The organism is Pseudomonas sp. GW456-L12 (assembly GCF_059424045.1).
On the sequence record NZ_JBWKZA010000007.1, the window covers coordinates 159236 to 182019 of the forward strand.

At 64.3% G+C, this 22784-nt stretch carries 18 protein-coding genes; 8 read left to right on the forward strand and 10 right to left on the reverse strand.

The window, feature by feature from the left end:
- Positions 1-4963: cadherin-like domain-containing protein (locus tag AC07Y9_RS11650; protein ID WP_494990492.1), on the forward strand; the 4963-nt coding region annotated here is incomplete at its 5' end.
- A gap of 53 nt (positions 4964-5016) precedes the next feature.
- On the opposite strand, the gene lapD is transcribed toward AC07Y9_RS11650, so the two are convergent.
- From lapD to AC07Y9_RS11670, 4 genes are all read right to left on the reverse strand, one after another.
- Positions 5017-6957, reverse strand: coding sequence for a cyclic di-GMP receptor LapD (gene lapD / locus AC07Y9_RS11655; protein ID WP_102679196.1), 1941 nt, complete (start codon positions 6955-6957; stop codon positions 5017-5019).
- Positions 6958-6975: 18 nt separating this feature from the next.
- A complete protein-coding gene (locus AC07Y9_RS11660) occupies positions 6976-7683 on the reverse strand; it encodes a transglutaminase-like cysteine peptidase (RefSeq protein ID WP_087088953.1) in 708 nt (235 codons plus the stop codon).
- A gap of 108 nt (positions 7684-7791) precedes the next feature.
- A complete protein-coding gene (locus AC07Y9_RS11665) occupies positions 7792-8187 on the reverse strand; it encodes a YbaN family protein (protein ID WP_007929758.1) in 396 nt (131 codons plus the stop codon).
- A gap of 10 nt (positions 8188-8197) precedes the next feature.
- Positions 8198-8785: a UPF0149 family protein gene (locus AC07Y9_RS11670; protein ID WP_007929756.1), complete on the reverse strand. Its 588-nt coding sequence runs from the start codon at positions 8783-8785 to the stop codon at positions 8198-8200.
- A 274-nt stretch (positions 8786-9059) separates the two neighbouring features.
- Here AC07Y9_RS11670 and recQ point away from each other — a divergent pair, with 274 nt between their 5' ends.
- From recQ to AC07Y9_RS11685, 3 genes are all read left to right on the forward strand, one after another.
- Positions 9060-11186: a DNA helicase RecQ gene (recQ, locus tag AC07Y9_RS11675; RefSeq protein WP_007929753.1), complete on the forward strand. Its 2127-nt coding sequence runs from the start codon at positions 9060-9062 to the stop codon at positions 11184-11186.
- 124 nt (positions 11187-11310) lie between these two features.
- A complete protein-coding gene (locus AC07Y9_RS11680; protein ID WP_007929752.1) occupies positions 11311-11745 on the forward strand; it encodes a MarR family transcriptional regulator in 435 nt (144 codons plus the stop codon).
- Between the two features lie 129 nt (positions 11746-11874).
- Positions 11875-13110, forward strand: coding sequence for a type IV pilus assembly protein FimV (locus AC07Y9_RS11685; RefSeq protein ID WP_102679195.1), 1236 nt, complete (start codon positions 11875-11877; stop codon positions 13108-13110).
- Here AC07Y9_RS11685 and AC07Y9_RS11690 read toward each other — a convergent pair.
- On the reverse strand, positions 13083-15272 hold the full coding sequence (locus tag AC07Y9_RS11690; RefSeq protein ID WP_102679194.1) for a patatin-like phospholipase family protein: 2190 nt from the start codon (positions 15270-15272) through the stop codon (positions 13083-13085). The genes AC07Y9_RS11685 and AC07Y9_RS11690 overlap by 28 nt on opposite strands.
- 71 nt (positions 15273-15343) lie before the next feature.
- Between AC07Y9_RS11690 and AC07Y9_RS11695 the strand changes: the two genes are divergently transcribed.
- Positions 15344-15631: an Rdx family protein gene (locus AC07Y9_RS11695; protein WP_007929749.1), complete on the forward strand. Its 288-nt coding sequence runs from the start codon at positions 15344-15346 to the stop codon at positions 15629-15631.
- On the opposite strand, the gene AC07Y9_RS11700 is transcribed toward AC07Y9_RS11695, so the two are convergent.
- Both AC07Y9_RS11700 and AC07Y9_RS11705 read right to left on the reverse strand, forming a co-directional pair.
- On the reverse strand, positions 15625-16515 hold the full coding sequence (locus AC07Y9_RS11700; protein WP_102679193.1) for a DMT family transporter: 891 nt from the start codon (positions 16513-16515) through the stop codon (positions 15625-15627). The genes AC07Y9_RS11695 and AC07Y9_RS11700 overlap by 7 nt on opposite strands.
- A gap of 94 nt (positions 16516-16609) precedes the next feature.
- Positions 16610-17368, reverse strand: a complete 759-nt coding sequence (locus AC07Y9_RS11705; RefSeq protein WP_053260082.1) for a helix-turn-helix transcriptional regulator — start codon at positions 17366-17368, stop codon at positions 16610-16612.
- A gap of 132 nt (positions 17369-17500) precedes the next feature.
- Between AC07Y9_RS11705 and AC07Y9_RS11710 the strand changes: the two genes are divergently transcribed.
- Positions 17501-18322, forward strand: a complete 822-nt coding sequence (locus tag AC07Y9_RS11710; protein WP_009042684.1) for a UDP-2,3-diacylglucosamine diphosphatase — start codon at positions 17501-17503, stop codon at positions 18320-18322.
- 118 nt (positions 18323-18440) lie between these two features.
- On the opposite strand, the gene AC07Y9_RS11715 is transcribed toward AC07Y9_RS11710, so the two are convergent.
- Positions 18441-19031 carry an HD domain-containing protein gene (locus tag AC07Y9_RS11715; protein ID WP_087088946.1) on the reverse strand — a complete coding sequence of 197 codons (591 nt, stop codon included), beginning with the start codon at positions 19029-19031 and terminating at the stop codon, positions 18441-18443.
- 98 nt (positions 19032-19129) lie between these two features.
- Positions 19130-19441 (reverse strand): Mpo1-like protein, encoded by a 312-nt coding sequence (locus AC07Y9_RS11720; protein WP_102679192.1) that lies wholly within the window; start codon positions 19439-19441, stop codon positions 19130-19132.
- A 162-nt stretch (positions 19442-19603) separates the two neighbouring features.
- Between AC07Y9_RS11720 and AC07Y9_RS11725 the strand changes: the two genes are divergently transcribed.
- Positions 19604-20665 carry an AraC family transcriptional regulator gene (locus tag AC07Y9_RS11725; RefSeq protein ID WP_102679191.1) on the forward strand — a complete coding sequence of 354 codons (1062 nt, stop codon included), beginning with the start codon at positions 19604-19606 and terminating at the stop codon, positions 20663-20665.
- Here AC07Y9_RS11725 and AC07Y9_RS11730 read toward each other — a convergent pair.
- Positions 20622-22076 carry a TrkH family potassium uptake protein gene (locus tag AC07Y9_RS11730; RefSeq protein ID WP_007929741.1) on the reverse strand — a complete coding sequence of 485 codons (1455 nt, stop codon included), beginning with the start codon at positions 22074-22076 and terminating at the stop codon, positions 20622-20624. The two genes, AC07Y9_RS11725 and AC07Y9_RS11730, sit on opposite strands and share 44 nt — an antisense overlap.
- A 120-nt stretch (positions 22077-22196) precedes the next feature.
- Between AC07Y9_RS11730 and AC07Y9_RS11735 the strand changes: the two genes are divergently transcribed.
- On the forward strand, positions 22197-22763 hold the full coding sequence (locus AC07Y9_RS11735) for a nitroreductase family protein (RefSeq protein WP_007929740.1): 567 nt from the start codon (positions 22197-22199) through the stop codon (positions 22761-22763).
- Positions 22764-22784: the final 21 nt, after the last annotated feature.

Genomic DNA, 22784 nt, shown 5'->3' on the forward strand with positions numbered 1-22784 from the left:
GACCGCGCTGGATGGCCTCCAAACCCTGATGGTGGGCGGGATCAATGTGGTAACGGGCGGGGTGGCCGCGGGCTTCCCGCAATCGGTGACCACGGCCTTGGGCAATACCCTGACCATCACAGGCTACAACGCTGCCACCGGGGTGATCAGCTACAGCTACACCCTGACGGACAACGAGGATCACCCAACCGCCAATGGCGCCAACAGCCTCAGCGAACACTTCAATGTGGTGGCGACCGATGTCGATGGCAGCACGGCCAGCGGTTCGCTGGACGTGAATGTGGTGGACGACCTGCCAACGGCGGTCAATGACAGCAATGGTGTCGCCTCGGAAAGCCAGCTGGTGCTCAGCGGCAATGTGTTGACCAACGACGTGCAGGGCGCCGACCGGGTCCCCACAGGCCCAGTGACCGCCGGTACCTTCACCGGCACCTACGGCACCCTGGTCCTCGCAGCCGATGGCACCTACACCTACACCCTCAATACCGCGGACGCCGACTTCAAGGCTTTGCAGGGCAATGGCAGCGCTACCGAGACCTTTGCCTACACCATTACCGACGCCGACGGCGACCCGAGCACCGCCAACCTGGTGCTGAACATCCATAACAACGACGACGGCGTGACCCTCGATGGCCTGGATACCAACGGCGGCGAACTGACGGTCTACGAGAAAAACCTGGCGGACGGCAGCAGCCCGGATGCCGCGGCACTGACCCAGAGCGGCACCTTCACTGTGACCGCGCTGGATGGCCTGCAAACCCTGATGGTGGGCGGGATCAATGTGGTAACGGGCGGGGTGGCCGCGGGCTTCCTGCAATCGGTGACCACGGCCTTGGGCAACACTCTGACCATCACGGGCTATAACGCCGCCACCGGGGTGATCAGCTACAGCTACACCCTGACGGACAACGAGGATCACCCAACCGCCAATGGCGCCAACAGCCTCAGCGAACACTTCAATGTGGTGGCGACCGATGTCGATGGCAGCACGGCCAGCGGTTCGCTGGATGTGAACGTGGTGGACGACCTGCCAACGGCAGTCGATGACAGCAATGGCGTGGCCTCGGAAAGCCAGCTGGTGCTCAGCGGCAATGTGTTGACCAACGACGTGCAGGGTGCTGACCGCGTACCCACAGGCCCAGTGACCGCCGGTACCTTCACCGGTACCTACGGCACCCTGGTCCTTGCGGCCGATGGCACCTACACCTACACCCTCAACACCGCGGACGCCGACTTCAAGGCCTTGCAGGGCAATGGCAGCGCTACCGAGACCTTCGCCTACACCATCACCGACGCCGACGGCGACCCGAGCACCGCCAACCTGGTGCTGAACGTCCATAACAACGACGACTGCGTGACCCTGCACTGCCTGGATATCGAGGGCGGCGAGTTGACGGTCTACGAGAAGCACCTCAGCGATGGCACCAGCCCCAACGCCCCGGCCTTGACCCAGAGCGGCTTCTTCCTGGTCAACGCGCCGGACGGCCTGCAAACCCTGACGGTGGGCGGGATCAATGTGGTGACCGGCGGGGTGGCCGCGAGCTTCCCGCAATCGATCCTGACGGCCTTGGGTAACGTGCTGACCATTACCGGCTACGACGCCAGCATCGGTGTCGTCGCCTACAGCTATACCCTGCTCGACAATGAAAGCCATCCGACGGGGCTGGGGGCCAACAGCATCGCCGAGCATTTCAATGTGTTCGCCAGCGATGGCGATGGCAGCAGCGCCTCTGGGGTGCTGGATGTGAATATCGTCGACGACCTGCCCACCGCTCACCCTGATGTGGTGATGGCCGACGAAGGCACGACCATCAGCGGCAACGTGCTGGGTAACGACATTGGCGGCGCCGATGGCCCGGCAATCACTGGCGCGGTGGTCGGCGTGCGTGCCGGCAGCGACACCTCGACCTCGGCCATTGGCGGCTTGAACACTACCATCAACGGCCTGTATGGCACGCTGACCCTGGACGCCTTCGGCAACGCGACCTATCACAGCAATCCGAACTCGGTCACCGTTCCCGATTCGCAAGATGTGTTCGTCTACACCGTGCGTGACGCGGACGGCGATGAAAGCACCACCACCATCACCATCCAGATCTGCGGCAACGAACTCAGGGCGGTCACCGACCAGGACATCACTGTCTTCGAAAAGGCCCTGGACCTGAGCAAGGACGGCCAGGACCTGGCGGCCGGTACGGTGACCGGCAGTGACCCGGGCAATACCGGCGAAACCGCTACCGGCACCCTGGTCGGCGCGGTCACCGGCGGCAGCGGTGCGATTACCTACACCCTGGTCGGCAGCGCCACCGGCACTTACGGACAGATCCTGCTCAACCCCGACGGCACCTACCGCTACACCCTGACCTCGGCGCCGAAAACCTCGCCGAACGCCAACGACGGCCCGAACGTGCTGAGCGAAAGCTTCACCTACAAGGCCACCGACGCGGTGGGCAATACCACCACCAGCACCATCCAGATCAGCATCGTCGACGATGTACCCCAGGCGGTTGCCAGCGAGCGGGCGGTCACTGCGCTGGAGGTCGACTCCAACCTGCTGCTGGTGATAGATGTATCTGGCAGCATGGCCGACCCGTCGGGCGTCCCCGGCCTGTCGCGCCTGGAACTGGCCAAGCAGGCGATCAGCACCTTGCTCGACAAGTACGACGACATGGGCGATGTGAAGGTGCAGATCGTCACCTTCAGCAGCAGCGCCACGGACAAGACGCCGATCTGGGTCGATGTGGCGACGGCCAAGTCGATCATCGCCTCCCTGACCGCCGGTGGCGGCACCAACTACGATGCGGCCGTGGCCGCGGCGAAGCTGGCGTTTGTCACCAGTGGCCAGATCAGCGGGGCGCAGAACGTCGGTTATTTCTTCTCCGACGGCAAGCCCACCGATGGCCAGGAAATCGGCACTGCCGACGAGACCGCCTGGAAAGCCTTCCTCGACGCCAACGGCATCAAGAACTATGCAATCGGCCTGGGCAGCGGCGTCAGCAACAGCAACCTCGACCCGCTGGCCTATGACGGCAGTACCCACATCGATACTAATGCCGTGGTGGTCACCGACCTGAACCAGCTCGACTCGGTGCTGGCCGGTACGGTACAGGGCACCCCGGTCACCGGCAGCCTGCTCGGCGAAGGTGGCTCGTTCGGCGCCGACGGCGGTTTCATCAAGACTCTGGTGGTCGATGGCACCACCTACACCTATGACCCCAACGGCAATAGCAACCAGGGCTCGCTGAGCTTCAGCGGCGGGGTCAACCACGGCACCTTCAATACCCTGGACAACAGCCTCAGCATCGCCACCAACAACGGCGGCACGCTGGTGGTGAAACTCGACACCGGCGATTACACCTACAGCTCGCAGAACGTCACCAGCGTGGCGCTGACCGAGACAGTCGGCTTCACCGTCAGCGATAACGACGGCGACCTGGCCAGCTCGACCCTGGTGGTCAAGGTCAATCCGAACGCGGCGCCGGTGGCGGGCGACGACCACATCATCACCAACATTCTGTCGGGCACTATCGTGGTGCCGGCCGATGCCCTGCTGGCCAACGACAGTGATGCCAACGGCGATCCGCTGACGGCCGCGCCGACCAGCTTCAACACCGGCTGGCTGTCCCCAGGGGCGGACTTTACCGCCGGCAGCCTGCAGACCATTGCCTTCACCGGGGGTACCAGCCAGACCCTGAGCGTCGCCCGGGCCTCCTTCAATGCCAATACCCTGGCCATGACCGCCGTGGTGGTGGTCAGCGGCTTGCTGGGCAGCATCAACAATGGCAATGACAATGACGAGGATGTGATCAGCGTCAGCCTGAAACAGGGCGAGACCCTGACCCTGGATCACAACGTGGTGGCGGGCCGGGTGGGCATGGAGTATGCCTTCAATGGCGGGGCCTACACCGCGATCGCCGATGGCGGCTCGTTCACCGCGGGGGCGGACGGGATCTACCAGATCCATCTCATCAACTTGCCCAACCCCAGCGGCAGCAACGCCAACGGTTCGGAAAACTATCAGCTGACCATGACCGTCAACTACGCGGGCGGCCAGGAATCCACGCCGGATTACCACGGCACCTACACCGCCAGCGACAGCCATGGCGGCAGCGACAGCGCGGCGGTGAGCATCAGTTATCAGGACGGCCATACCCTGACCGGCACCGCTGGCGACGATGTGCTGCTGGCCGGCAGCGGCGACAACCTGATCAATGCCGGCGACGGCAACGATGTGCTCATCGCCGGCAGCGGCAACAACACCCTGCACGGCGACGCGGGTAACGACCTGCTGTTCGGCGGGCCGGGCAACGACCTGCTCGACGGCGGCACGGGCAACGACACCGCCAGCTACGCCCATGCCGGCGCCGGGGTCACGGTCGACCTCTCGCTGCTCGGTGCGCAGAACACCGGTGGCGCCGGGACCGATACCCTGACCGCCATCGAAAACCTGGTGGGCTCCAACTACAACGACACCCTGACCGGCGACAACAACGCCAACATCATCACCGGCGGCCTGGGCAACGATGTGCTCAACGGCGGTGGCGGCGACGACCTGTTGATCGGTGGGATGGGCAACAACACCCTGACCGGTGGCAGCGGCAGCGACACCTTCCAGTGGCAGCAGGGCAACAGCGGGCATGACCTGGTCACCGACTTCACGCCGGGCATCGACAAACTCGACCTGTCGCAACTGTTGCAGGGCGAGAACGCCAGCAGCGCATCGCTGGATGATTACCTGCACTTCACGGTCACTGGCAGCGGTCCGTCGCTGATCACCAGTATCGACGTCAGCGCGGCGGCGGGGGCCTCGTCGAGCCAGACCATCGATCTGGCCGGGGTCAACCTGGCGGAGCACTACGGGGTGACGCCGGGCGCGGGCGGAGTGATCGCGGGTGGCGCGGATACCGCGACCATCATCAACGGCATGCTCAATGACCATTCGTTGAAGGTCGATACCGTCTGAGGCCCGGCGCCAGCCTCGACCGAGGTTGGCGCCGGGGCTGTGCGGGGAAGGGGCTACATCGGTTCCGGTGGGCCGATCAGCCGCCCCATGACCCCGAACAGGCCCAGGGCCTTGAGGGTGTCCAGTTCGCCCTGGGTCTCGACCCGTTCGGCGATCAGCGGCAGGTCGATGCTGTGGGTGGCGCGAAATACCGCCTCGATGAACAGCTGTTTGTCGCTTTGCCGGTCGATGTCGCGGATGTAGCTGCCATCGACTTTCAGGTAGGCCAGGCCGAGGTGGGCGAGGTTGCCGATCTGGCTGAAGTTGCCGCCGAAATGTTGCAGTCCGATCCGGTAGCCGCTGTCCCGCAGGCGCTGGCTCAATTGCTGCAGCTCGCTGGCCGAGGGCAGTTGGCGTTCGTCGATTTCCAGGGTCAGTAACTTGGCCAGGTCGGGCAGGGCCTTGAGCTGGTCGAGGATCCGTCGCAACGCGTCGGGGTCGCGCAGGGTGCTGCCAGACAGGCTCAGGGCCAGCGGCCAGGCATGCTCGAGCAGATAATCCAGGGTGTGTTCGAGCATGGCCAGGTCGAAGCGCGCCGACCAGCCCAGGCGCTCGATCCACGGCAGGAAATGCCCGGCGGCAATGGCTTCGCCCTGCGGGTCGAGCAAGCGCGCCAGCACTTTGTGATGCAGCACCTGGCTGGTGTCGGCGCACTGCACCACCGGCTGGAAATACAACTTCAACTTGCCGTTGCTCAGGGCGTCGTCGATCCAGGCGCGCCAGTCATGCTGCGGCTGGCTGGGGCCGGCGGCGAAGTCCTGCAGCAGCGCCCAGGGACGTTCGGGGTGCTGCTGGGCCTGCGCCAGCGCCTGGTCCAGGCGCAACCAGACGCCGCTCAGCGGGTCGCCGGGCCGGTAGGCGACTATGCCCAGGTGCGCCACCGGTGTGCAGTCGCTGGCCCCGGTCAGGCGCAGGTTCTCCAGGGTGGCGCTGATTTCCATGGCCAGGCGCTCGGCGCCGCGGCTGTCCAGGCCCGGTGTCAGCAGGCTGAATTCGCCGCCGCGATTGCGCGCCGCCAGCCAGTGGCGGCGGTCGGCCTGGGCGCTGATGCGCTTGAGCAGATCGCCGATGCTCTTGATCAGGGCGTCGGTGCGCTGGCCACCCAGGCGCTGGTTCAGGCCACTGAGGTCATTGACCCGCAGCATCAGCAGATAACCATCGCCACTCTGCTCGTTGAGCAGCAACTGATCGCCGAGCTGTTCGTCCAGCAGGCGCCGGTTGGCCAGGCCGGTCAGGCTGTCCTGATAGGACTCGGCCCGCAGTTTCTCGCTGCGCGCGGCCTCTTCGGTGAACAGGGCTTTGAGTTTTTCCACCATCTGGTTCATGGCCAGGACCACCCGCTTGAGCTCGGGCGTGCGCGGCACCGTCGGCAGGCTGAGGAACTCGCGGTGGCTGATGGCTTCGGCCTGCTTGACCATGGCGTCCAGCGGCCGCAACTGGCGCCGCAGCAGCCAGCCGCCGAACACCGCGCTGAGCAAGCCGCACACCAGCAGCCAGAGCAGGCTGCCGACGCTGCTGTCCCAGAGCCTGGCCAGGGCGAACTGCGGGTTGCTCAGCACTTCCACCCGCGCCACCTGTTCCCAGCCACGCATGACCAGGGCGTCGCCACCTTGCGGGCGCAGGCTCACCAGCCTGACGAACCACTGGGGTACACCCTCGATCCTGGCAGGCACCGAACGCTCCAGCAGAATGCTTTCGTCTTCGATGTTCACCACCCGGATGCTGTTGTAGTAGCCGCTGTCGAAGACCGAGCTGACCATCAGTTCCATCATCGCCGGGTCGTCGACCTGGCTGGTCAGGGACAGGCCCAGGGCGGTGGCCGCATCCTGGGCGTGGGAGCGCAGCTGGTTGAGCATCTGCTCGCGGGAGCTTTCCAGGCTGACAAAAAAACTGCCGCTGAAGGCCACCAGCAGGAACAGGCAGATGGCGATGAACAGTTGCTTGAGTAGCGACATTCGGCACTCCTTGTCGGATCAGCCATTACCCACCGTGAAGCCCTCGTCCCGCATCTTTTTCAGTACGTCCTGCCAGCGCGAGAGTTTTTTCGGATCGATGCTGCGCGTGTTGCCAGCCACTCCGGGCAGGTACAGCCCCTCGGCATTGAAGGCGTATACCGGGTTCGGATCCTGGCGTTGGGCGGCGGAACGAATGTCGCTGCTGAGGTTGTCCAGTATCAGCGGTCCGGCGCCGGGGCTGGGGTAATAGGCCAGGACCATGTGCGGCCGGTTGCCGCGCCTGGCCTTGACGTAAGTGAGGCGCAGTTTGTCGCTGGAGACCCCCAGGCTGCGCAGGCTGAAATACTTGGCCAGTGCATAGTCCTCGCAATCCCCGGCGCCCTTGAGCAGGGCCTCGATCGGCGTGGCCCAATAGTCGCTCTGCTGCCAGGTGCGCTGGTCCTCCTTGAAGCTCAGTTGCTGGTTGAAGAAGCGGTTGATGGCATTCAGTTGTTCGTATTCCGCTCGCCCGGTCAGGTCCCGCAATAACTGGTTCCAGGCCTCGAGACGTTCCCGGGCCGGGCCCAGGACCTGATGACGGTACTCGAAGGTGCTCAGGGCAGAAACGAATTCCCAGTTCGCCCGCACATTGCCCGGGTCGGTCCACAAACAGACCAGCAACAGCGACCAGCCGGCCAGCCGAAACCGGAGCAGTGTCCACTCGGGGCGACGCGAACGTGCGGGCATGGCGGGCTGCTCGAATGCAGGTTTCTGAAGTCTAGGCGGTATTTTTCGCGAGCATGGGCAGTTGGTCGGGTTGCCACGAACGGAGGAAGGCGGCGCGCAGGGCCGGGTTCAAGGCTTGTGCAGGGTCTTCTGGCGCAGGATGTAGATCGTCACCAGCACCGCGCTGGTCAGCATGAAGCCGCGGGCCCAGGGCAGGGGCACCAGGTAGCAGGACAGGCCGATGCTCAGCCACATCAGGCCGATGGCGTAGACCTTGCCCTTGAGCGGAATGCCATGGCCGTCCAGGTAATCGCGGATCCACGGGCCGAGCCGCGGATGTTCCACCAACCATCGATAGAAGCGCGGCGAACTGCGGGCAAAGCAGGCGGCGGCCAGCAGCAGGAAGGGCGTAGTGGGCAATACCGGGAGGAAGATGCCGGTCACCCCCAGCACTACGCTCAGCCAGCCGATGGCCAGCAGAACGTAACGCAGGATCAGGGGGCGGTTGCCTATGGGCTTGGCCATAGGCGGTGACTCAGTGGTGACGGGGCTTGAGAATGGCCGGTTTTTCGTCCGGCGCGTTGCACAGCAGGTACAGCGCGGTCAGGGCTTCCGGGATCTGCACGATCATGTCGTCCATCAGGTTGGCATCGCTGGCGATGTCGGAGAACTCGGGTTGTTCGTCGAACAGACCGGAGCCGACCATGATCGGCAGGAGCATTTCGCTGACTTCTTCCTCGGCGGTTTCGAACCAGGCCGCTTCGCGCAGGAACACACCTTCCATGAAACCGATGCACCAGCCGCGCAGGTCGGAGTCGTCCGGCTCGTCGCCGAGGTCGAGGTCGCACGGCAGCTCGAACTCTTCGTCGGAGGCCAGTTGGCGGGCGATGTGGGCCTTGAGGGCAATCAGGGTGGATTCGATCTCTTCGCGCTGGGCGGCGTCGCTGTAGTGCGGCTCCTCGGCGAACAGGGCGTCGATCCACTCACGGTCGGGCACGCTTTCGGAACAGATGGACAGCGCAGTCAGATAGCCGTGGGCGGCCACATAGTCCAGCGCCTCGTCATGCAGCTCATCGGCGTCGAGGAAGGCTTGCAGGCGGGTTAATTGCTCAGCGAAGGACATTGAAGGACTACCTTGGGAATAAACGATGCTGAATTCTAGGCCTTCTTGAGCGCCCAGGCCAGCCGCAGCGCAGATTTGCGCGCTTCTAAAGGTTACCAGCGGTCCATTGCCGGCACCCTTCGCCGGCAAGTGCTCGGGTATACTTGCGCGTTTTGTGATGCCCGGCAGGCGTCATGACGGTCCAGGAAAAGTCCGCTAACGGATTTGTCAGTGAAAACCGTGGCCTTTTCGGCCAGCCTGCGCACAGGGATTTCAGCGATTTTTGGAGTTTTTCATGCTCGAACAGGCTCAACGCGTCCTCAAGGACATCTTCGGCTACGACAGTTTCCGTGGCCGCCAAGGTGCGATCATTGAGCGTGTGGCCAGTGGTGGCGACGCCCTGGTACTGATGCCTACCGGCGGCGGCAAGTCGTTGTGTTTCCAGGTCCCGGCCCTGCTGCGCGAAGGCCTGGCGGTGGTGGTCTCGCCATTGATCGCGCTGATGGATGATCAGGTCGCGACCCTGGAGGAACTCGGGGTCGCCGCGGCGGCGCTGAACTCCACCCTGAGCGCCGAACAGCAGCGCGACCTGGCCGCGCGCATCCGGCGGGGCGAGGTGAAGATGCTGTACCTGGCGCCGGAGCGCCTGGTGCAGCCGCGGATGCTGGCGTTCCTGCAGAACCTCGACATCGCCCTGTTCGCCATCGACGAGGCGCATTGCGTGTCCCAGTGGGGGCATGATTTCCGTCCGGAGTACCTGCAACTGGGCCAGCTGGCGGAAATGTTCCCCCAGGTGCCGCGCATCGCCCTGACCGCCACCGCCGACAAGCGCACCCGCGAGGAAATCGTCAATCGCCTGCACCTGCAGGATGCCGAGCGTTTCCTCTCCAGTTTCGACCGTCCGAACATTTTCTATCGCATCGTTCCCAAGGAGCAGCCGCGCAAGCAGCTGCTGGCGTTTCTCAGCGAACGACGCAGCGACGCCGGCATCGTCTATTGCCTGTCGCGCAAGAAGGTCGACGAGGTTGCCGCCTTCCTCTGCGAGCAGGGCTTTCCGGCGCTGCCGTATCACGCCGGGTTGCCCAGCGAGCTGCGGGCCTATCACCAGAAGCGTTTCCTCAACGAGGAAGGGCTGATCATGGTCGCGACCATCGCTTTCGGCATGGGCATCGACAAACCCAACGTGCGCTTCGTGGCGCACCTGGACCTGCCCAAGTCCCTCGAGGCCTATTACCAGGAAACCGGGCGTGCCGGGCGTGATGGCCTGCCTGCCGATGCCTGGATGGCCTACGGCCTGCAGGACGTGCTGATGCTCAAGCAGATGCTGCAGAATTCCGAGGGCGACGAACGCCACAAACGCCTGGAGCAGCACAAGCTCGATGCCATGCTGGCGCTGTGCGAGGAAACCCGCTGCCGGCGCCAGACCCTGCTGGCCTATTTCGACGAAGACATGCCACAGCCATGCGGCCATTGCGACAACTGCGTCGACGGCGTGCAGACCTGGGATGCCACCGAGCCGGCGCGCCAGGCGCTGTCGGCGATCTATCGCACCGGCCAGCGGTATGGCGTCGGCCACCTGGTGGACGTGCTGCTGGGCAAGGACACGGAAAAGGTCCGCAGCTTCGGCCATCAGCATCTTTCCGTGTTCGGCGTGGGCAAGGCGCGCAGCGAAGGCGAATGGCGCTCGCTGTTTCGCCAACTGGTGGCCCGCGGCCTGGCCGACATCGATCTGGAAGGCTACGGCGGCCTGCGTCTGAGCGACAGCTGCCGGCCGCTGCTCAAGGGCGAGGTGAGCCTGGAACTGCGCCGCGACATAAAGCCGCAGACCGCCGCCAAGAGCAGCACCAGCCAGGCCAGCCAACTGGTACGTGGCGAAGAGCGCGAACAGTGGGAAGCCTTGCGCGCCCTGCGGCGCAAGCTGGCCGAAGAACATGGCGTGCCGCCCTATGTCATTTTCCCCGATTCCACCCTGCTGGAAATGCTCCGCAGCCAGCCCGGCTCCCTGGCGGAAATGGCCCGGGTCAGCGGCGTCGGCGCGCGCAAGCTGGAGCGCTACGGCGAGGCGTTCCTCGAGGTGCTGGGCGGCCAAGTGGAGGCGCCGAAAGTGGTGGCCGACATCCGCCACGAGCTGATTACCCTGGCCCGCGCCGGCATGACGCCACTGCAGATCGCCGGGCAATTGCAGTGCTCGGAAAAGAACGTTTACACAATGCTCGCCGAGGCCGTGGGCAAGCAGCAGCTGTCCCTGGAGCAGGCGCTGGATCTGCCGGAAGACCTGCTCGGCGAGATCCAGGACGCCTTTCTCGATGGCGAAGGCGAGCTGCCCTCGGTGAGCGAAGTGGCCGAGCTGTTTGCCGGTCGCGTGCCGGAAGGTGTGCTGTATTGCGTGCGTGCGGCGCTGGAATCGGAATTCGAGATGTGAGTCCCACGGCGGCAAGATGTAACGATTCAGTTCATGCCAAACCTTGCCACTCGGCAACTGTCATGCTTAGCTGACTAATAATTAGTTTTTCTTAATTTTCAGTCTACTAACTCATGAGTTGTTTATGCCGTTAACCGATCAACACCGTTTTGGCATGCAGTTGGCGCAGATGTCCCGAGGCTGGCGCGCCGAACTGGATCGCCGTCTGGCCGGGCTTGGCCTGTCCCAGGCCCGCTGGCTGGTGCTGCTGCACCTCGCCCGTTTCGATGAAGCCCCGACCCAGCGTGAACTTGCCCAGAGTGTCGGCGTCGAAGGACCGACCCTGGCGCGGCTGCTCGACAGCCTGGAAACCCAGGGTTTGGTGCAACGGCAGTCGGTGGTCGAGGATCGCCGGGCGAAGAAGATCGTTCTGTGCGCCCCGGCGCTGCCCTTGATCGAACAGATCGAAACCATCGCCACAGCCCTGCGCAGTGAATTGTTCGTCGGTGTCGATGAAGAGGATATGCGGGTATGCATGCGGGTTCATGCGCATATCCTGGCCAATCTGGAAAAGTCTTGAGGCATAACTAGCGCCGCGGATTTTTGAGCTACCGACACTGGCGGACTATAAGAAATACCAGGTCCACAGCGGCATGCGCAGCCAGCGTATCGCCGCTGTGGTCGCTTTCGGTCCTCAAAAAGGGTGCTCATGTTCCAGAGTCTGCTGGCCGCTCTGCGCGGTTTCGTCGGGTCGTCCTGGGTGGCGAAGAATCGTTCCTTGTTCCTTCTGCCGGTGCTGGCGGCCTTGTATTCGTCCCTGGCCTCGGCGGTGGGCCTGGGTGAAATCACCGTGCATTCGGCGCTGAACCAGCCGCTGGAGGCGGAGATCGCCCTGGTGCAGGCGCAAGGCCTGGAGGAGGGCGAGTTGTCGGTCAGCCTGGCGACGGCCGGCGAGTTCAAGCAGGCCGGTATCGAGCGCTTGCCGTTTCTCGAAGATTTGCGTTTTACCCAGGTTTTGCAGGGCGAGCGCAGGGTGATCCGGGTGGTGTCGAGCAAGCCGGTGAACGAGCCGTTCCTGGATTTCCTGCTGCAGGTGAACCAGGCCAATGGCCGGCAGTTGCGCGAGTACACGCTGCTGATCGATCCCCCGGGAAGCCCCGAGATAGTGCCGGCTCCGCTGAGGGAGGTAGCAAAACCCGAACCGGCGATCGCCACCCAGGCGCCATCTACGGCGGTCAAGGTGAGCGATCCTGCGGCCGGACAATTGGCGCAAGCCCTGCAGGCCAACCAGCAATTGCAGGACCAGGCCCAAGAGCTGCGCAACACATTGCAGCAGCGGGACGAACAACTGGCGCGCCAGCAGCAACAGCTGGTGGAACTGCAACGTCAGTTGGCCGAAACCCGGAGCAAGCCTGCCGATAGTCCTGCCCCGGTTCACGCGCCCGCGACACCCACCGCAGTCAGCCCACCCCAGCCAGCCGAACAGGCCCCAGAGACTGATGAAGGCTCGAATCCCTGGCTGATGCTTGCCGCCTTGCTGCTGATGGCCTTGCTGGTGGTGTTGGTTGTGCGTCGCCGTCGTCAGTCCGCCGCCGTACCGGAGGCACAGATGGCCCCCGAGAGTCGACCCACACGAACGCTGGCCAGTGCTGTGACGACGGTGGCAGCCCAGGAGTCGTTCAGATCAACGCCCCCTGTCGCTCCGGTACAGCCCGTGGCAGGAGATCGGTTGACTGATCGCGAGCCGTCGATCGATGTCGACTGGGACCTGATCGCACCTTCCGAGCCCTCCAGCGCTCCGCCGCCTCCTACCGCAGCACCGGCGCCATTCAATGCCGATTCGATCGTCTGGCGCCTGGAGGAGCCAGACGAACCGGGCGCCGGCCCCCAGGCCGAAGCCGAGTCGGACACCAAGCCTCAGAACGTCTGGCCCAAGTTGAGGTAGACCGCTTTCTGGTTGTCGTCGTTGATGCCGTAACTGAAATTCAGCGGCCCCAGCGGCGTGTCGAAACCAAGGAAGATGCTGGCGGCGTTGATGTAGCCACTGTCGAACTCGTTGTCGTTGTTCCAGGCCCGCCCTCGCTCCAGGGAACCGCCGATATACAGCGGGAAGTCCAGGGGCAGGTAGGAGCGGGGTGTCAGCCGCCGGTAGTAGACGCCCCGCATCAGGCTGACGTTCTGGCCCGAGAGCGCATCCTGGCGGAAGCCCGACAGCTGGCGGGCGCCGCCGAGCACGAAGCTTGAGGTCACCACTTCGGCCTCATCCAGGGTCCGGCCATACCGACCGCCGAGGATAAAGGTGTTCGGGCCGCTGCTCAGGGCCTTGTCCAGCTTGAACTCCCACTGCCGGTAGCGCTTGTCCGAGCCCAGGCTGGGTTCGAACTGGCGCAGCGACAGGCCGATGTCCTCGCCCTCATGGGGGAAGTAGACATTGTCCAGGGAGTCGAACGAGTAGCGCAGTTCGTAGTAGCCCTCGTTGAAGCTTTCGCTGGGCAGGTCCTGGTCGCCGACGCGGACATCGGCCTTGCCCCAGGCCTCGCCGACACCGAAACGGATCTCGCCGCTGTTGCCGATCTGGCGCCCGATATTGAGGCCGAAACCGTAGCGCTCCAGGCGGTATTCGGCGATCGGGTCGTTATCCAGCACGGCTTCGATGTTCTGCGACTCGATGCCGATGTAAGGCGCGATGAAGTAGCGCGAGCCGACATCCAATGGTTGATAGAACTCGCTGTAGAGCTCCTGCTGATCACCGATCTGCACCCGGGTCAGCCATTCGGCGCCGAGGCTGTTGATGCCGTTGACCCGGTAGCTGGCGCCTAGGTTGAAGGCGCTGTCGCCGCGCATGTCGTCGGACAGGTTCAGCCCCAGGCGCAGGTAGTCGGTGCCGCTGCGTTTGCCCCGGGCGTTGATCACCAGGGTGTGGTCATTGCCCTTGTGGACCACGCGGTATTGCACCTGCTCGAAGTAGTCCAGGCCATACAGCGTGCCCATGTCGGTCTGCAGCCGGCCCAGGTCCAGAGGCTCGCCGATGTGCTGGCGGATGTAGTAACGGATCACGTCGTCGCTGACCTTCGAATCGTTTTCCACCCGGATCGCGGTGATGATCGGGGTGCGCTGGCTCGGCGTGCGCGCGGCGCTGAGTTCGGCATCCATCGGTTCGGCCCGGCGCAGCGGCGCCAGGCGGGCGTCGAGGATGCGGGTGGCGCGGTAGCCGGCGTCGATCATTTCCTGGGCGCGGCCGAAGTCGGTGACCCCGAAGCTGGCCAGGGGCGGCTGGATCAGCACGTCATTCTTGTGCAGGGTCGCCAGTTGTTCCTCGGAGTTGCGCCGGGTCATCAGGGTGATCGACTGGTTCAGCACATCGACCACGGTCGCCAACTGCTGGCGCGAGCGCAACGGGGTGCCGATGTCGACCACGATGGCGATGTCCACGCCCATGTCGCGGGCCACATCCAGCGGAATGTTGTCGGTCATGCCACCGTCCACCAGCAGCCGGCCATCCATTTCCACCGGGGCGAACACCGCCGGGATCGACATGCTGGCGCGGATCACCCGGGGCAGGTGGCCCTTGCGGAACACTACTTTCTCGCCGCTGGCGATGTCGGTGGCGACTGCACGGAAGGGGATCGGCAGCTTGTCGAAGTCCCGGGTATCGCTGGCGTGGGCCAGCATGCTTTCCAGCAGCAGCGCCAGGTTCTGGCCCTGGATGACCCCCAGCGGCAGGCCGAGGCTGCCGTCGTCGCGGAAGCTGAGTTTCTGTTTTACCAGGAAGTCGCGGTCATCCTGCTTGCGACGAAACGGTATGTCTTCCCGGGGGGGCGCGTCGGACAGCGCCTGTTGCCAGTCGATGCTCAGGGCCAGTTTTTCCAGCTCGTCGATCTTGTAGCCCGAGGCGTACAGCCCGCCGATCACCGCGCCCATGCTGGTGCCGGCAATCGCATCGATCTTCACGCCTTGCTCCTCCAGGGCCTTGAGCACGCCGATATGCGCCAGGCCACGGGCGGCGCCGCCGGACAACACCAGGCCGATCTTCGGCCGTGGCGCTTCGGCGGCGTGCAAGAACACGGGGAGCAAACACAGGAGCAGGCAGGACAGCAAACGACGCATCATGGATCTCGGGGCGAGCGATAAAGGCGGCTATTATAACGGCGCCCTTGAGCCCAGGAGTCGGCAGCACCATGTCAGAACGTAAACCCGAAGTGGTCATCACCTATTGCACCCAGTGCCAGTGGCTGCTGCGCGCCGCCTGGCTGGCCCAGGAACTGCTGAGCACCTTCAGCGACGACCTGGGCAAGGTGTCCCTGGAACCGGCCACCGGCGGCACGTTCCGCATTACCTGCGACGGCGTACAGATCTGGGAACGCAAGGCCGATGGCGGTTTTCCCGAAGCCAAGGTACTCAAGCAGCGGGTGCGCGACCAGATCGATCCGCAGCGCGACCTCGGCCACAACGACCGCACTCAGTGAGACGCGACTTCCGCCACTGGCGCTTTTTTGCTTGAGCCGGACAGGCTGCTGGAGACCACGATGGCGAGGATGATCAAGACGCCGCCGATCAGCATGCGCAGCGTCGGCGTCTCGTTGAACAGCAGCCAGGCCACGGTGATCCCGTAGACCGGCTCCAGGGCGAACACCACCGCCGCAGTGCGGGCCTTGATCACCGCGAGGCTGGCGACGAACAGACTGTGGGCCAGGCCGGTGCAGAAGATGCCGAGCAGGCTGATGCACAACCAGTCGAGGGCCCGGACCTCGCTCAGCCCTGGGGCCGCCACCGGCAGCAAGCACAAGGCAACCACCACGTTCTGGCACAGCGCCGCCTGCACCGCCGGGATGCGCGCGGAACTGGCGCGGTTGTTCAGTGACAGCAGGGCGAACAGCAGGCCCGATCCCACAGCCCAGAGCAGCCCGCTGGTGGCTTCGCTGGCGAGGTCGAAGTCCGGCGTGACCAGCACCAGGCCGACGCTGACCAGGGCCACCAGGACGATCTCGTTGAGGCGGATCCGCTCACGAAAGATCAGCCCCTCGAGGATCACCGTGAAGGCCGGGAAGCTGGCGAAGCCCAGGGTGGCGATGGCCACGCCGGCGACTTTCACCGCGATGAAGAAACTCACCCAGTGCCCGGCCAGCAGCAGGCCGCTGAGCAGCAGGCGCCACCAGTCCGTGGCCTGCAGCCGTTGCCAGCGGATGCTGCTGGCGCAGCGGGCGAAAAACGCCAGGGCGAGCACCGCGAACGCCGCGCGACCAAAGACGATGATGGCCGGCGAAGCGGCAGCGAGTTTGCCGAATACACCGGTGAGGCCGAACATCAATGCGCCGATATGCAGGGCGCCAAGGGCAGTACGCGGAGTCATTTCAATCCTTCAAAACGGTTGAGCGGAGCGGTGCCAGTCTAAAAGCCTGGGCAGGACCCGGTCTGTCGCGATCCTCGCGTTTTTTGTCGACAGCCTAGCGCTGGCCCGTCGCGCGCCGCAGCTTGCCGGGGGAGACGCCGAACTCGCGCAGCACCGCGGCGGCGAAGGCGCTCTGGGAGCTGTAGCCGACGCGGCTGGCGATTTCGCCGATGGGCAGTGCCGAATCGCGCAACAGCCCGGCGGCCATGTGCAGGCGCCGGCTGCGGATGTAGTCCATCGGCGTCTGCCCGCATTCGGCGACAAACCGCGCATGCAGGCGAGCGCTGGACAGTCCGGCGATTTGCGCCAGGTCGGCCACTTGCAGCGGATGGGCGGCGTGTTTATCGATATGGGCATTCAAGGCCGCATAGGGCAGGCGTCGGCCGCCGACGCTGGCGGGGCTGGCCTGGTTGAGGCTGGCCAGCAACAGCACGGCGCCTTGCTGGGCAATCAGCGGGTCGTTGACCGGGCTGCCGGCGAGCCAGTTGACCAGCTGGCTCTGCGCCGTATCCAGGGGCAGGCGCCCAGGGTTGTCGAGCAGGCGGCGACTGGCATCGGCGTGATCGCCCAGCGACTGCAGCAGCCAATGTTCGTCGGGCACGTCGAGCACCAGGCAGCGACTGCCGTTGGGGCTGCCGCAGGCATGATGGGCGCCGGAAGGCACCACCACGAAGCTCTGCTGGACCACCTGGCTGCCCTGGCCGTCGACCTCGAAGTCGAGCTGGCCCGACAGGCCGAACACCAGTTGCGCGTGTTCGTGGCTGTGGACGATCAGATCGTGGCTGTATTGGCGTAGCGTGAGGATCGGTCTCATCGCAGTCTCCTTGGCAGAACGGCAGTCTACACCGGCAGCCCGGGCTTCAGCGTTGTCATCGGACTGCCGTATTTCTGTCACAGGCGATTAATCGCTGGGGCGCAAGCTCGCAGAAAATGCAGGAGCGTGCCCATGACCAGTGCCGAACTCGCCAGACCCAGCCGTAAACAACGCGTGCGCACCCTGTGGATTTCCGATGTGCATCTGGGCACCCGGGACTGCCAGGCGGAGCATCTGTCGCAGTTCCTCAAGGGCTATCACGCCGACCGGATCTACCTGGTCGGCGACATCATCGACGGCTGGAAGCTGCGCGGCGGCATGTACTGGCCCCAGGCACACACCAACGTCATCCGCCGCCTGCTGACCATGAGCAAGCGCGGCACCGAGGTGATCTATGTCACCGGCAACCACGACGAATTCCTGCGCCGTTATTCGAAGCTGATCCTGGGCAATATCCAGTTGGTGGACGAGGCGGTGCATGTCACAGCCGACGGCCGGCACCTGCTGGTGATCCATGGCGACCAGTTCGATGTCATCACCCGCTACCATCGCTGGCTGGCCTTTCTCGGCGACTCGGCCTACGAGTTCACCCTGACCCTCAATCGCTGGCTCAATCACTGGCGGGCGCGCTACGGCTACGGTTACTGGTCGTTGTCGGCCTACCTTAAGCACAAGGTCAAGACCGCGGTCAGCTTTATCAGCGACTTCGAGGAAGCCATCGCTCACGAATGCGTGAAGCGCGAGTTGCACGGCGTGGTGTGCGGGCACATTCACCATGCCGAGATCCGCAAGGTCGGCGAGGTGGACTACCTCAACTGCGGGGATTGGGTCGAGTCGTGCACCGCCCTGATCGAGCATTGGGACGGCACCATCGAGCTGTATCGCCTGGCCGATGCCCAGGCGCGGGAGGCGCAGCGCAAGGCCGAACTGGCCAAGGTCGCGGAGCTGGCTTGAGGCTTTGGTCGCCTGATTTGACGTTATCGCGGGCAAGCCTCGCTCCTACAGATGCCGCGTACTCTGTAGGAGCGAGCGGCGGCGTCCGACTTGCCCGCGATAGCTTGCGCAGCAGGCCTCAGGCCGGTGCGTGTTCCTTTATGGCCGCCTTGTAGATCGAGTTTTTCGGCTGGGCGAACAGGCGTTCGAGCATGGGTTCGAAAAAGCTCAGGGGCAGGCTGTCGTAGTCTGGATCGAACGCCGCGGCGTCGTACTTGGCACAGAATTCGGCGGTCTGCAGATACAGCGGGTGGTCCTTGAATTGCTCGCGCAGGTGCCGGTCCATGCCCAGGTGATGGAAGAAGTAGTAGCCCTGGAAGATCCCGTGCTTCTCCACCATCCACAGGTTCTCGGGGCTGACGAAGGGCTTGAGGATCGCCGCGGCGATGTCCGGGTGATTGTAGGAACCCAGGGTGTCGCCGATGTCGTGGAGCAGGGCACAGACCACGTATTCCTCGTCGCGGCCGTCATGCCAGGCTCGGCTGGCGGTTTGCAGCGAGTGGGTCAGGCGGTCCACCGGGAAGCCGCCAAAATCGCCCTCGAGCAACTTCAGGTGCGCCACGATGCGCGCCGGCAACTGCTTGGCGTAGGCACTGAAATCCGCGGCGATGATCGCCCAGTCTTCCTGGGTGCCATCCTTCATGTGGGTGAAACGGGCGTGAGCGTTCATCGGCCATCCTCTTATTGTTTTCTGCGCAACGATGGGAGTCTATGCCTTGGATCCAATCCTGCACTGGCTGTGCAGGACGGCTTGCTGTCCGGCCAGGCCTAGAACGGCACCTTGCCGGTCAGCATGTCGCGGTACATGACGAAATCGCCCACAAGGCTGTAGAGCGGATGCTGGAAGGTGGCCGGGCGGTTCTTCTCGAAGAAGAAATGACCGGCCCAGGCGAAGCTGTAGCCGGCCACCGGCAGGGCCAGCAGCAATAGCCAGGCGCCTTTGCCGATGGCGAAGGCGAGGATGAAGATCACCAGGGTCGTGCCCACGAAGTGCAGGCGGCGGCAGGTGCTGTTGCTGTGTTCGCTCAGGTAATACGGATAGAACTCGGCGAAGCTGTTGAATTGCTTGATGTTATCCACGACTGCGATCTCTGTGGTTGTTGTTCTGCCAGCGGGACGCTCTGCGGGGAGCTTATTTGAGTCTAGAGTCATCAATGGCTGGGGCCAGTGACAATAGGCGCCACTTTAGTATCCTTGGGAAATCGGCCGTAGCATGCGGCTCATCATGTAAAAGAACCCACCATGAGCGAACGAACGACTTCTGCAAGCTGGGCGATGGGAATTGTCAAAGCTCTGGAGATGGACGGCCTGGATTGCCGTGCATTGTTCAAGCAGATCGGGCTCGACTATGCCGCGCTGGACGACCCGGACGCACGCTTCCCCCAGGACTCGATGACGCGTCTCTGGCAGCGTGCGGTGGAGCAGTCCGGCAACCCGGCGATCGGCCTGAACATGGGCAAGGTGGTGCGACCGGCCTCCTTCAACGTGGCCGGGTATGCCCTGATGTCCAGTCGTACCCTGGTCGAGGGTTTCCAGCGTTTGGTGCGCTATCAGCGGATCATCGCGGAAAGCGCTGATCTGAGTTTCCGACTTTTACCTGAAGGTTATGCGTTGATTCTGACGGTGCACGGCGATCATCTGCCGCCGACCCGGCAAAGTGCCGAGGCTTCGCTGGCCTGTGCGCTGGCGCTGTGTGGCTGGCTGACCGGGCGTACGCTGCAGCCGCGCCAGGTCCTGATGCAGGGGGCGGTGCCGGTTGATCTGGAGCCCTACAAGCAGGCGTTTCATGCGCCGCTGGTGTTCAACGCGCCTTACGATGGATTGATTTTCGAGCGGGCCGATATGGAGGCGCCGTTGCCGACCGCCAATGAAGCCATGGCGCGGCTGCATGACCGCTTCGCCGGTGAGTACCTGGCGCGCTTCTCCGAAAGCCGGGTGACGCACAAGGCGCGCCAGGCGCTGTGCCGGTTGTTGCCCCAGGGTGAGCCGAAGCGCGAAGCCGTGGCCCAGACCCTGCACCTGTCCCAGCGCACCCTGCAACGGCGTCTGCAGGAGGAGGGCACCAGTTTCCAGACCCTGCTCGACGACACCCGGCGTGAGCTGGCCGAGCAGTACCTGGCGCAGCCGAGCATGACCCTGCTGGAGATTGCCTATCTGTTGGGGTTTGCCGACCCGAGCAATTTTTTCCGCGCTTTCCGCCGCTGGTTCGATGCCACGCCCGGCGAATACCGGGCGCGATTGCAGGAGTCCGGGGCCGCTGTCAGTGACGCCAGAATGCCGGAATACACAGCACGAATACGGTGATGATTTCCAACCGGCCGAGCAGCATGCCCAGGGACAGAATCCACTTGGCGGCGTCCGGCAGGGTGGCGAAGTTGCCGGCCGGGCCGATGGTTTCGCCCAGGCCCGGGCCGACCCCCGACACCGTACTGGCCGCGCCGGTCAGGGCGGTCATCCAGTCCACACCCAGCAGCGACAGCGCCAGGGCGATCACGCAGATGGTGATGGCGAAGAAGAACGAGAAGGTCAGGATCGAACGGACGATTTCCTCGTCGAGACGGTGACCGTTGTACTTCTGCTTGATCACCGCGCGCGGGTGGATCAGCTGGTTCAAGTTGGCCTTGAGCAGGATATAGGCGACCTGGAAGCGGAAAATCTTGATCCCGCCGGCGGTCGAGCCGGAACAGCCGCCGACGAAGCCCAGGTAAAAGAACAGCATCAGCGAGAAGTTGCCCCACAGGCTGTAGTCGCCCAGGGCGAAACCGGTGGTGGTGACCACCGACGTGACGTTCAGCGCAACGTGACGCAGGGCTTCCAGCCAATGCAGCTGGGTGGTCCACCAGTACCAGGTGCCGAGCACCAGCCAGGTCACCAACAGCATCCCGAGCAGGCCCTGGACCTGCTGGTCCTTGATCAGCGCCCGGCGGTTGCCGCGCAGGGTGGCGACGTACAGGGTGAACGGCAGGCTACCGAGGATCATCACCACCACCGCCACCCAGTGCACCGCCGGTTGCGGCCAGTGCGCCAGCGAGCTGTCGGACGTGGAGAAGCCGCCGGTGGAAATCGCCGACATCGCGTGGTTGATCGCGTCGAACAGGCTCATCCCGGCCCACCAGAAGGCCAGGCTGCCGAGAATGGTGATGCCGACATACGCCGCCACGATCAGCCGCGCCACCATGTGCGAACGCGGCATGACCTTTTCCGAACGGTCCGAGGATTCGGTCTGGAACAGGCGCATGCCACCGATGCGCAGCAGCGGCAGGATCGCCACCGCCATGCCGATGAAGCCGATGCCGCCGAGCCAGTGCAACAGGGAGCGCCACATCAGGATGCCCGGCGACATGTTGTCCAGGCCGCTGAGCACGGTGGCGCCGGTGGCGGTGATGCCGGACATGCTTTCAAAGAACGAGTCGGTGTAGCTGATGTGCTGGGTCAGCAAAAACGGCAGGGCGGCGAAGATGCACACCACCACCCAGCTGGACACCGTCAGCAGGTACATGTCCCGCGGACGCAGGTGCACATGTTCCGGGCGCCCCGGTATCACCAGGGCCAGGCCGGCGACGAAGGTGATCATGCTGGCCCAGAGGAACGACGGCAGGTCGCCGGTGCGTTCGAACAGCACCAGCGTCGCCATCGGAATGACCATGGCGATGGCCAGGGTGATCAGGAAAATGCCGATGATGAAACCAATGATCCGTAGGGTCGGCAACGCCATGAGGTCCGCTCGGGGCTGATAAGGAGGGCGCCATTCTACCTGCGGCGCAGAGCATGTAAACCGGCACCCGGAAGGCACTTCCCGGTAGAATGGCCGGACATTTTTTTCAGGAGGTGGCCGATGGAGGCTCTCGACGCATTGCTCAACCGTGTTTCCGTACCGCGTCTGGTGGACCCGGCGCCGACGGCGGCGCAACGTGAAGCGCTGTTCGCGGCGGCATTGCGCGCCCCGGATCATGGCCAGTTGCGGCCGTGGCGCTTTCTGACGGTGGAAGGCGCGGCCCGCGAGCAGTTGGGCGAGCTGCTGGTGGAAGCGGTGCAATTGCAGGGGGGCGAAGTGACCCAGGCGGCCCTGGACAAGGCCCGTGCCATGCCATTGCGCGCGCCGTTGGTGGTGGTTGTGGTGGCTCGCCTGCAGGAACACGTCAAGGTGCCGAAGTCGGAGCAACGGCTGGCGGCCGGCTGTGCCGCCCATGGCATCCTGCTGGCGGCCTATGCCCAGGGTATCGGTGCGGTGTGGCGTACCGGCGAGCTGTCCTATTCGCCCCATGTCGCCAAGGGCCTTGGCCTGGGCGAAGGTGAAGAGATCATCGCCTTCCTGTACCTGGGCACACCGCTGAACGAGCCACGGGTCGCGCCCAAGGTGGATACGGCGGAGTTCGTCAGCGCCTGGTCGGGCAAGGCCTGATCCTAGAGTCGCGGTGTAGCG

Coding starts and splice junctions, on each gene's coding strand:
- lapD (WP_102679196.1), bottom strand. CDS start 6,957: ATGTCGCTACTCAAGCAACTGTTCATCGCCATCTGCCTGTTCCTGCTG.
- AC07Y9_RS11660 (WP_087088953.1), bottom strand. CDS start 7,683: ATGCCCGCACGTTCGCGTCGCCCCGAGTGGACACTGCTCCGGTTTCGG.
- AC07Y9_RS11665 (WP_007929758.1), bottom strand. CDS start 8,187: ATGGCCAAGCCCATAGGCAACCGCCCCCTGATCCTGCGTTACGTTCTG.
- AC07Y9_RS11670 (WP_007929756.1), bottom strand. CDS start 8,785: ATGTCCTTCGCTGAGCAATTAACCCGCCTGCAAGCCTTCCTCGACGCC.
- recQ (WP_007929753.1), top strand. CDS start 9,060: ATGCTCGAACAGGCTCAACGCGTCCTCAAGGACATCTTCGGCTACGAC.
- AC07Y9_RS11680 (WP_007929752.1), top strand. CDS start 11,311: ATGCCGTTAACCGATCAACACCGTTTTGGCATGCAGTTGGCGCAGATG.
- AC07Y9_RS11685 (WP_102679195.1), top strand. CDS start 11,875: ATGTTCCAGAGTCTGCTGGCCGCTCTGCGCGGTTTCGTCGGGTCGTCC.
- AC07Y9_RS11690 (WP_102679194.1), bottom strand. CDS start 15,272: ATGCGTCGTTTGCTGTCCTGCCTGCTCCTGTGTTTGCTCCCCGTGTTC.
- AC07Y9_RS11695 (WP_007929749.1), top strand. CDS start 15,344: ATGTCAGAACGTAAACCCGAAGTGGTCATCACCTATTGCACCCAGTGC.
- AC07Y9_RS11700 (WP_102679193.1), bottom strand. CDS start 16,515: ATGACTCCGCGTACTGCCCTTGGCGCCCTGCATATCGGCGCATTGATG.
- AC07Y9_RS11705 (WP_053260082.1), bottom strand. CDS start 17,368: ATGAGACCGATCCTCACGCTACGCCAATACAGCCACGATCTGATCGTC.
- AC07Y9_RS11710 (WP_009042684.1), top strand. CDS start 17,501: ATGACCAGTGCCGAACTCGCCAGACCCAGCCGTAAACAACGCGTGCGC.
- AC07Y9_RS11715 (WP_087088946.1), bottom strand. CDS start 19,031: ATGAACGCTCACGCCCGTTTCACCCACATGAAGGATGGCACCCAGGAA.
- AC07Y9_RS11725 (WP_102679191.1), top strand. CDS start 19,604: ATGAGCGAACGAACGACTTCTGCAAGCTGGGCGATGGGAATTGTCAAA.
- AC07Y9_RS11730 (WP_007929741.1), bottom strand. CDS start 22,076: ATGGCGTTGCCGACCCTACGGATCATTGGTTTCATCATCGGCATTTTC.
- AC07Y9_RS11735 (WP_007929740.1), top strand. CDS start 22,197: ATGGAGGCTCTCGACGCATTGCTCAACCGTGTTTCCGTACCGCGTCTG.